The organism is Pontibacter sp. HJ8, assembly GCF_054824225.1.
This window is the reverse complement of record NZ_JSYF01000030.1, coordinates 1-8,277: the sequence shown is the minus strand read 5'-3', so window position 1 is coordinate 8,277 and position 8,277 is coordinate 1. Positions and strand designations below refer to the sequence as shown.

7 protein-coding genes are annotated in these 8,277 nt (G+C 48.3%); 1 reads left to right on the top strand and 6 read right to left on the bottom strand.

All coding sequences use genetic code 11. The features are described 5' to 3' along the window. Positions 1-162: 162 nt before the first annotated feature. Positions 163-1,434 carry a fumarylacetoacetase gene (gene fahA / locus OB13_RS01565; RefSeq protein ID WP_461488388.1) on the top strand — a complete coding sequence of 424 codons (1,272 nt, stop codon included), beginning with the start codon at positions 163-165 and terminating at the stop codon, positions 1,432-1,434. Positions 1,435-1,505: 71 nt separating this feature from the next. On the opposite strand, the gene OB13_RS01560 is transcribed toward fahA, so the two are convergent. From OB13_RS01560 to OB13_RS01535, 6 genes are all read right to left on the bottom strand, one after another. Continuing rightward, positions 1,506-3,437 (bottom strand): polysaccharide biosynthesis protein, encoded by a 1,932-nt coding sequence (locus OB13_RS01560; RefSeq protein WP_461488387.1) that lies wholly within the window; start codon positions 3,435-3,437, stop codon positions 1,506-1,508. A gap of 640 nt (positions 3,438-4,077) precedes the next feature. After that, positions 4,078-5,220 (bottom strand): DegT/DnrJ/EryC1/StrS family aminotransferase, encoded by a 1,143-nt coding sequence (locus OB13_RS01555; protein WP_461488386.1) that lies wholly within the window; start codon positions 5,218-5,220, stop codon positions 4,078-4,080. Positions 5,221-5,225: 5 nt separating this feature from the next. After that, positions 5,226-5,822: an acetyltransferase gene (locus OB13_RS01550; protein WP_461488385.1), complete on the bottom strand. Its 597-nt coding sequence runs from the start codon at positions 5,820-5,822 to the stop codon at positions 5,226-5,228. 172 nt (positions 5,823-5,994) lie between these two features. Beyond that, positions 5,995-6,615 carry a sugar transferase gene (locus tag OB13_RS01545; protein WP_461488384.1) on the bottom strand — a complete coding sequence of 207 codons (621 nt, stop codon included), beginning with the start codon at positions 6,613-6,615 and terminating at the stop codon, positions 5,995-5,997. A gap of 1 nt (position 6,616) precedes the next feature. Then, positions 6,617-7,768 (bottom strand): glycosyltransferase family 4 protein, encoded by a 1,152-nt coding sequence (locus OB13_RS01540; protein ID WP_461488383.1) that lies wholly within the window; start codon positions 7,766-7,768, stop codon positions 6,617-6,619. Between the two features lie 135 nt (positions 7,769-7,903). Further along, a partial coding sequence (locus OB13_RS01535) for a polysaccharide deacetylase family protein (RefSeq protein WP_461488382.1) occupies positions 7,904-8,277 on the bottom strand: 374 nt, incomplete at its 5' end.

The window sequence follows — 8,277 nt, the reverse complement described above, 5'->3', positions numbered from 1 at the left end:
CCTATACCTATACCTATACCTATACCTATAGGCTAACCAGCACATAACCACATTGGAAGCAATTTCATGCCCGCACCAGAAGGAGCTGGTTATTCAGCTCCCTTTCTTTCCCTTCAGTAGCTAAATTCCTATATTTGTAAATAACCTTGTTTTCCTGAAACTATGTTAAAAGCCAACGATCCTGCCCTCCATTCCTGGATAGAGATAGCCCCCAACAGCGACTTCCCGATACAGAACCTGCCCTTTGGTATTTTTGAATCGGCCTACAAAGATCCACGTGTCGGAGTGGCGATAGGCGATTACGTACTGGACCTGTATGCCGTGGCACAGCATAACCTGTTTGAGCTGCTTGACATTGATCCCACCGTATTTCACCGTCCATACCTCAACGACTTTATCTCCTTAGGAAAATCAAAATGGCGTGCTGTGCGCAACCGGGTTTCCGAGCTGCTCCGCAACGACAACGATGAGATCAGCGGCAACAGCAGGCTGATGCAGGAGTGCCTTGTAAAACGGTCCGAAGTCAGAATGCGGATGCCTGTCAAGGTAGGCAACTATACCGACTTTTATTCCAGCATCGAACATGCGACCAACGTAGGCTCTATGTTCCGGGATCCAAAAAATGCGCTGCTGCCCAACTGGAAGCATATTCCGATTGGCTATCATGGCCGTGCATCTTCTATCATTGTTTCCGGCACTGACATCCGCCGCCCGAACGGCCAGACAAAAGCGCCCGATGCCGATGCACCTACTTTTGGCCCGTCCCGCCTGCTGGACTTTGAACTGGAAGTGGCTTTCATCACAGGTCGTGAAACGAAATTGGGCGACATGATCGCGCCAAATGAAGCAGATGACTATATATTCGGGCTGGTGTTGTTCAACGATTGGTCAGCGCGCGATATGCAAACCTGGGAGTATGTGCCGCTGGGCCCGTTCCTGGCAAAAAGCTTTGCTTCTTCCATTTCCCCCTGGGTAGTTACGTTGGATGCCCTGGAGCCGTTCCGCGTAAAGGGTCCGGTGCAGGATCCAAGGCCGCTCCCTTACCTGGAGTTTAGCGGCGAGCGCAATTACGACATCCATCTGGAGGTGCTTTTAAAGCCGGAAGACGGAGCGGAGAACAGTATTTGTCAGTCCAACTTCAAGTACATGTACTGGAACATGAACCAGCAACTGGCGCACCAAAGCAGCAATGGTTGTAACATTCAAATTGGGGACATGTACGCTTCGGGCACCATCAGCGGACCTGACAAGAACTCTTATGGCTCCATGCTGGAGCTAACCTGGCGTGGTACGCAACCCATTCAGTTATCCGATGGCACAGAACGCAAGTTCATCAACGACTTCGATACGGTGATCATGCGCGGCCACGCCGAGAGTAACGGTATCCGCATCGGCTTTGGAGAAGTCAGGGCCAAGGTGTTGCCGGCATTGTGATTTCTTCCTAAACATAAAAAAGGCCCTGATATCAAATCGGGGCCTTTTTTATGTTTATACGTTAACTACAGTTACTGCACCATCGAATCCAGTTCTTCGAACCGGGAGTTCTTGCTTTTGAACTCGGGTACGATGTGCTTCATTTTCTTAACCACGTCGGTTTCGTCGCCATCTTTGTTAAGGGTTAGGAGCTCGTTGATGTTGGCAACCACCTTATTATAGGTATACTGCCTCACCTTCGATATCTTGATCTTGTCGTGGTGCGTCGGAATCGTGAGTTCCTCCTGGTTCAGTAGTTCTTCATACAGCTTTTCTCCTGGTCTCAGGCCTGAAAATACGATACCAATATCATTCTGTGTCAGACCGGCCAGCTTGATCATTTTCTTGGCCAGATCAACGATTTTTACCGGCTGCCCCATGTCGAAGATAAAGATCTCTCCTCCGGTTCCCATCGTGCCTGCTTCCAGCACCAGCTGTACCGCTTCCGGTATGGTCATGAAATAGCGGGTAATATCCGGGTGGGTTACCGTAATAGGGCCGCCCTTCTCGATCTGTGCTCTAAAACGAGGTATAACAGAACCGTTAGATCCAAGCACGTTACCAAAGCGTGTCGTAATGAATCGGGTCTGTTTCAGTGATTCTCCCTGTGATCTTTCTCTCAGTTGGCTTTCGTTGCTGATGTTGTTGAGCGACTGAATATAGATCTCGGCAATGCGCTTGGACGCTCCCATCACATTGGTAGGGTTAACCGCTTTGTCTGTTGAGATCATCACAAACTTCTCCACATCGAAAGTCAACGACAAATCTGCCAGGTTTTTTGTACCCATCACGTTTGTCAGGATAGCCTCTGAAGGATTGCTTTCCATCATGGGCACATGCTTGTAGGCAGCTGCATGGTACACTACCTGTGGATTGTGTTCTTTGAAGAGCGCATACATCCTGTTAAAATTCTGGATATCGCCGATGCACAATTTCATGTTAGCATCCGGATACTGCTCTTCCATCTCCAGCTGCAGCTCATGCAAGGGGGATTCTGCCTGGTCACAAATAATTACGGATTCCGGGTTATAAGAAAGCACCTGCCGCACAATCTCTGAGCCGATGGACCCGGCACCACCTGTGATCAGGATACGCTTGCCCGACAGGTCAGCTGAAATCTTGTCATTTTCGATAACGATCGGTGCACGCTGCAGCAGGTCCTCAATGCGCAGGTCCTGAATCTGGCTCATGCGCAGGTAACCTGACATCCACTGGTCAGTAGGCGGTACCGTCACTACCTTTATACCCAGTTCCACACACTTTTCAATCGCATTCTTGCGGGATTCGGATTTCAGCTCTTCACTGAGAATAACCAGCTTATCGATTTTCAGTTTATACTGCAGTTTCTCTATATCATTGATATGGTATACGCGCTTCTGCTGGATGTTCTTGTTTACCTTGTTCGGATTATCATCTACAAAGCCTGCAATGTTAAACTGACCGATACTACTGACTTCCAGCGCCTGCTTTACCAGAATAGCAAAACTGTCGGCACCATAAATCAATACGGTTTCCTTATTTCCGGTCGTACCCCGTTTGATAAAGTAGAACAGAGCTTTGGCCCCGATCCGCATCATGATCAAAACAGAGGAGCAGATAAAGAAGTTGATCAGCAGCACCACATAAATATTGACGGAATCAATGCTAAACTGTGGCTCTACCCAAAAGCCGACGATAGCGGCATAAGTAAGACTGGAGATAAGAACGGCTGTAAATATCCTGTAAATGTCATCTGTACTGGAGTAGCGGATGAGCCCGGTATGGATCCGCATAAAATAGAAAACGCTTACCGAAACAAAGAAATAAACGCCTACATAGACGAAGAAGTGCCCCCGCAATATATGCTCGAAATCAAACTGGCGAATGATAAAGAAGGATAAGGCAAATGACCAGGTCGTTATTATCTGATCTATGATCAGAATGATCCATTTTGGTAATGCCTTATTCTGTAAAAATGTCTTCATAAATTCTAATACGGGTCTAAGTACAAAGCAGCTCCAATGGTATGGTTCAGAAATGCCTAGGCACTAATTACGGAAAAGAGCAGGTATACGTTAAGTTTAAAATAAATATAACTTACATACAGCAGCACTAACTACCTCCTCACGAAAACACCTTCAATGCTGTTGTGCTACACAGCAGAATTCTACCTCGCTCTATAACGTTAAGTCAGAATTATATATTTTAGTTCAAGACAATTCCAGCTGCAAAATTAAGCATAAAATTGCTTACATTCAGCATTTTATATTTATTAATAGAAAAATAATGCAATTGCCTGCAAAAATTCAGGCTAGTCGATAAAAGACCCAATGATATAGGAGGTGAAACTTTCTGTGGTGGGGCAAGGTCATCGGTGACCAAGAAGATCAAGACGCTACCCTATAGTGCTTAAACAAACATAACAGCATAAGTGTCATGTCAAACATTCCGGAAGCGGGAGTTGAAGAAAGTCAGCAAAGCTGAGCGGAATCTGAGTTAATTCTTCCAGATAGTCCCGACTTTTTACATAAAGGGCCCCTACCCCAGGGAGGGGCAGGGGTAATCAGGTATAGCTAAAGAGAAATCATTTGCAGGAGCGGCGCAGGTTGCAAGGTCCGGTAAACACTACACAACGACTTCCTTAAAGCAGGCTTTGATCTTCGTCGCTACCCGCTCGCGCTCTTCATGCGTCATATTGGAGCCGGAAGGAAGGCAAAGTCCTCTTTCGAATAGTCTTTCGCTGGTTCCGTCTCCATAGAAAGGAGAACCCTCAAAAACCGGCTGCAGGTGCATGGGTTTCCAGAGCGGGCGGGATTCGATGTTCTCTGTTTCCAGCGCCAGTCGAATATCTTCACGTCTTACCCCTTTCGCATCATCAATGAGCACTGTGCTTAGCCACCTGTTCGAGTAATAATCGGTAGTTGGCTCATCCGGGAACTGGATAACTGGAAGCTCAGCAAAAGCTTCTTTGTAGAAGGTATAGTTAGCACGTCTCTGCTGCACCCGGTCCGGCAGTACATCCATCTGACCCCGTCCAATAGCAGCACAAATGTTGCTCATGCGGTAGTTATACCCGATGTGCGAATGCTGGTAATGTGGAGCTGCATCACGGGCCTGTGTTGCCAGGAAGCGTGCCTGTTTGATATAAGCTTCGTTATTCGAAACAAGTGCACCGCCTCCTGAGGTAGTAATGATCTTGTTACCGTTGAAAGACAAAATGCTCATTGCACCAAAAGTGCCCAGCATACGTCCCTTATAGGACGAGCCCAATGCTTCCGCCGCATCCTCCACCACAGGTATCTCATAGCGATTGGCAACTTCCATGATGCGGTCCATCTCAGCCGGCATACCGTACAGGTGCACTACAATGATGGCTTTTGGCTTTTTGCCTTTGCTCAACCGGTCCTGAATAGCTATTTCGAGCAGATCCGGTGACATGTTCCAGGTGCGCTCCTCGCTGTCCACAAACACAGGTATAGCTCCCTGGTAGGCAATCGGGTTAGCAGAAGCTGAAAAGGTCATGCTCTGGCAGATCACCTCGTCTCCGGCCTGCACGTCCAGCATAATAAGGGCCAGGTGCAGGGCTGCTGTACCTGAGCTTAGAGCAGCAACATGCATGCCTTCTCCCAGGAAGCTAGCCAGATCCTTTTCAAAACCATCCACATGCGGGCCAAGTGGCGCGATCCAGTTCGTGTCGAAAGCTTCTTTGATGTTGCTGAACTCGTTTGTTCCCATGTGCGGGGAAGAGAGCCATATCTTAGTTTTCATATCTCCTATTGCTGTTCTTTTATGATTCTGGCCGGATTGCCCACTGCGGTCACTCCGTCCCGTATATCTCTTATCACTACGGCTCCGGCACCTATTCTGCACCATTTGCCAATTCTTAGATTTGGTATCACTACGGCTCCTGCCCCAATATGCGTCCCCTCTCCGACCTGCACGTTTCCACTCAAAATGGCCCCGGGAGAAATATGTGCAAAGTCTCCGATCCGGCAATCGTGGTCAATGCTGGCTCCTGTGTTAACGATGGCGTGCCGCCCGATATTGGCGTTTGCCTGAATGATCGCCCCCTGCATCACAACTGTTCCTTCCGCGATGGTGGCTGAGGGTGAAATGATCGCGCTGGGGTGAACCGCTTTGCTAAAGCTCACGTGTAACTTTTCAGCTATACGTTGGCGAATGCCATTGTCGCCAATGCTGATGACGAGCGGTTCCTCCAACGCCTGCCCGGCATAAGGTCCCAGAGCAGGTATACCGCTTACCTCCTTGATGGCAGGATTATCGTCAAACACCCCGGTCACAGGTATAGCCGAGGCCTGCAGGATATCGATGATCACTTTGGCATGTCCGCTCGCGCCGTAGAGGTACATAGGATTTATAGTTTTCTTGTGATGGTGCAGGTGCAAAGGTAAGAATTCTCAGTTTGTCATTTCGAATGCAATGAGAAATCTGAAATATTGCGAAGAAACCTAAAATAACTCAGATTTCTCATTGCATTCGAAATGACAATTAGCTTATGTAGTCCATAAGTTGGTTATACCCCTAAATCTCCTGTTTACTTCCCCGAAACCTTTCAATCGTTACAGAACCCTCCGCACTGATCCCTTCTGACTTAAATACTTTCACGATTGTTTTAAAAATGATCTTCAGATCCAGCAGGAAAGAAATGTTATCTACATACCACACATCGTACTTGAATTTCTCTTCCCAACTGATAGCGTTACGGCCGTTCACCTGGGCCCAGCCGGTGATGCCGGGGCGCACTTCGTGGCGGCGACGCTGGCTTTCGTTGTAGAGGGGCAGGTATTCTACCAGCAGGGGGCGCGGGCCGATCAGCGACATCTCTCCTTTGATCACATTCAGGAGCTGCGGAATTTCGTCCAGCGATGTTTTGCGCACAAATGCTCCTACTGTTGTCAGGCGCTCTGCATCCGACAGCAACTCTCCCCGCTCGTTTTTCCTGTCGTTCATGGTCTTGAACTTGATCACACGGAAGATACGGTTATTCTTGCCTGGGCGAGGCTGTAGGAAAAAGGGCTTGCCGTTATTGGCAATAGCCAGCAGAAGTGTCACTACCAGGAAAACGGGAAGCAACAGGATAAATGCCGTCAGGCTCAGGACAAAATCGATCAGGGGTTTAAAAAAACGGCTATATACCTTCATGTTATTTCAGATGGTCTTGATACTCCTGTAACAGGAGTTCCCAGAAATGGGTCTGTTCGTAGCGGTCGACAATCAGCTGCCGCGCCTGTGACTGCATACGGGCAAAGCTCTCCTTGTCGGTGATAAAAGTAAGCATAGCGGCATATAGCTCCTCCAAGGACTTGGGCGGCACAATCAGGCCATTCTCCCCGTGCCGGATGATCTCGTTGCAGCCATTAATGTTTGTCACAATACTTGGCAGGCCCAGACAGCCGGCTTGCATAGGCACATTTGGGAAGCCCTCCCGGTAAGAAGGAAAAGCCAGTGCCTGGCTAATAGCCAGGTATGGCCGCACATCGTGCTGAAAACCTACCGAAAAGATAGCAGGGTTTTGCTCGATCTCCTGCAGGACCTCCTCAGTGATGGGGTCCAGGTCCTGCTCAAAGGGGCCTACCAACAGGAGCTTGGCCTGCGGATGGGAATGCTGTAACTTCACAAATGCCTGTACCAGTTCCTGTATCCCTTTGTCCTTTACCAGGCGGCCGATGAACACAAACACAAAATCCCCCGGATCTATTCCCAGCCGCGTCCTGAGCTCCTGCAGTTTTGCTTCATCCAACTGCTCGCGGCTAAAGAAAGCCGTATTAATGCCATTGCTACTGCCATTGCCGATCACCTTCACTTTATCCGGTCCACAGAAATTGCTTTGCAGGATAAAGGCTTTCAGAACGGTAGAGTTTGGGTATACCTTGGTAGCACAGGCATAGGTCAGCTTCTCTACTACTTCGAGCACCTGTCGTGTTTTACCTTCTGTTTCCATCAGCGGCAACCCGGCAACCGTGTGCAGGCGAACGGGTACACCGGCTAACTTAGCGCCCAGCATCCCGATGATTCCCGCTTTAGGCGTATGCGAGTGCACAATGGCGGGCTTATGTTTTTTGCAAAGTTTATAGAATTGCCACAGCGCTTTCAGGTCCTGTACCGGTGTTATTTTACGGGTCATCCCGATTTCGATTAGCGGGGACTTCTGCTCCTCTACCACCGCCTTTGCCTCCGGCCCGGGAGCCGACACCATGACCGGCTCAAACCCTTTGGACCGCATATAAGGCAGTTGCCCAGAGATTAGCTTTTGCAGGGAAAGCGGTACGGTAGTGATGCGGATCAGAACTGGCATTGAGGTAAAGGTTGTTTTCAGGTACAAAGGTAATTATTCTCAATTTGCCATTTCAAATGTAATGGGAAATCTAAAATGTTGCATAGCCATGCAATAACCCAGATTTCTCACTGTGTTCGAAATAACAAATTGGTATTAAGCGTTCAAATACTCATAAATTTCCAGCATACTCATGCTCTGCATCCCATACTCCTCTTGCAGGTATTTATAATGATTTATGATCACCAGAAGGTCGTTTATACTGCGATCAGGGTAGCTGCCGAAGTTGTGTGGATGCCACCAGAGATGATAGCACTCTTTAAGTTTTGCAGCTTCTGTCATTTCACTCAGGATTCGACTCAAGCGAACTTTATTTAGAAAGTTTTTGCTTCCATCTACAGGCCGTAGAAATCTGCTGGCAGGTATAGCTAGTGGAAAGCCTTCTTTTATCTCTAGAGATGATAAAGGGAAGGAGGTTCTGCTACCTAAGGAGACATAAGCATCACCTGTGCGGAAAAGTTTTTTAGGCA

Bases quoted from the DNA above. Each gene is read 5' to 3' on its own strand.
- OB13_RS01555 (WP_461488386.1), bottom strand. From the start codon at position 5,220: ATGAAAACTAAGATATGGCTCTCTTCCCCGCACATGGGAACAAACGAG.
- OB13_RS01560 (WP_461488387.1), bottom strand. From the start codon at position 3,437: ATGAAGACATTTTTACAGAATAAGGCATTACCAAAATGGATCATTCTG.
- OB13_RS01550 (WP_461488385.1), bottom strand. From the start codon at position 5,822: ATGTACCTCTACGGCGCGAGCGGACATGCCAAAGTGATCATCGATATC.
- fahA (WP_461488388.1), top strand. From the start codon at position 163: ATGTTAAAAGCCAACGATCCTGCCCTCCATTCCTGGATAGAGATAGCC.
- OB13_RS01545 (WP_461488384.1), bottom strand. From the start codon at position 6,615: ATGAAGGTATATAGCCGTTTTTTTAAACCCCTGATCGATTTTGTCCTG.
- OB13_RS01540 (WP_461488383.1), bottom strand. From the start codon at position 7,768: ATGCCAGTTCTGATCCGCATCACTACCGTACCGCTTTCCCTGCAAAAG.